Below are 848 nucleotides of genomic sequence, written 5' to 3' on the forward strand. Positions count from 1 at the left end.
AGGCCGTCAGGGTGTCGATTCCCTTGATGCAGGAGAGCGCCTCGACGGCCGGGCGCCACCGGTCGGTCCGGGCGAGGGCGAGCACCTTCTTCTCGAGCTGCCGGCGGTCCGACTCCGCGCACCTCGCGGCCGTGACGTAGTACTCGAGCACGTCGCGCTGGGGCCCCTCGAGCCTGATCCCGGATATCCACCTCCAGTGGGCGCGCGTCCAGGATCCCTTCCTCGTCCCGTCGGCGTTGCGCTCGTCCCAGACGTGGCCCAGCCTGATCAGGAACATGTTGAGGCGCTGCCTGGCGCGGCGGTACTCCGCCGTGGCGTCGTCGAGGGCGCGGTCGAGGTCCCGGGCGGCCTCGACGGCCGCATCGGGCAGCGGGACCTCCACGATGTTGTGGGTGGCGAGCATGCGGGCGATGAACTCGGCGTCGCGCCGGTCGTTCTTGCGGCGCGCGTCCGCCGCCGGCCTCTGCATCTTGGAGACGGCGGCCACGGCGCAGTCGAGGCCGAGCGCGCGCAGCTCGCGCGCCATGTGGAAGCCGGTGGGGCCGCTCTCGTAGCAGGCCCTGGGCTCCTCGAACCCGAGGGCCCACTCCGCGATCTCGGCGGCGTCCGTCCCGAAGTCACGGTGCACCACCTCGCCGGTGAAGGGGTTGAACGCCGCGGCGGCGACCGATCGCGCGTGGACGTCCAGGCCGATGGAGGTAACATGGGGCATGGGAAGCCTCCTCCCCGCAGGTGCGGTAAGGGCTACCGCACGGGCCGATACTCAAAGCCCATTGTGGCATCCCGAGCCCGCGAAAAGAAGCTGCGCCGCGGGGGAGGCGACCCAAATGGCTTTCTCATATCGTCTT

General features: G+C 70.6%; 1 protein-coding gene. It reads right to left on the reverse strand.

Going from position 1 to position 848, the window contains the following annotated elements; translation table 11 throughout:
- The coding region (locus tag ACTM82_RS08960) for an IS110 family transposase (protein ID WP_441055877.1) at nucleotides 1-712 on the reverse strand (712 nt) is incomplete at its 3' end.
- Nucleotides 713-848 lie beyond the last annotated feature (136 nt).

Origin of the sequence: Collinsella sp. HCP3S3_E5, assembly GCF_052067635.1 — a bacterium.
Taxonomy (GTDB): Bacteria; Actinomycetota; Coriobacteriia; order Coriobacteriales; family Coriobacteriaceae; genus Collinsella.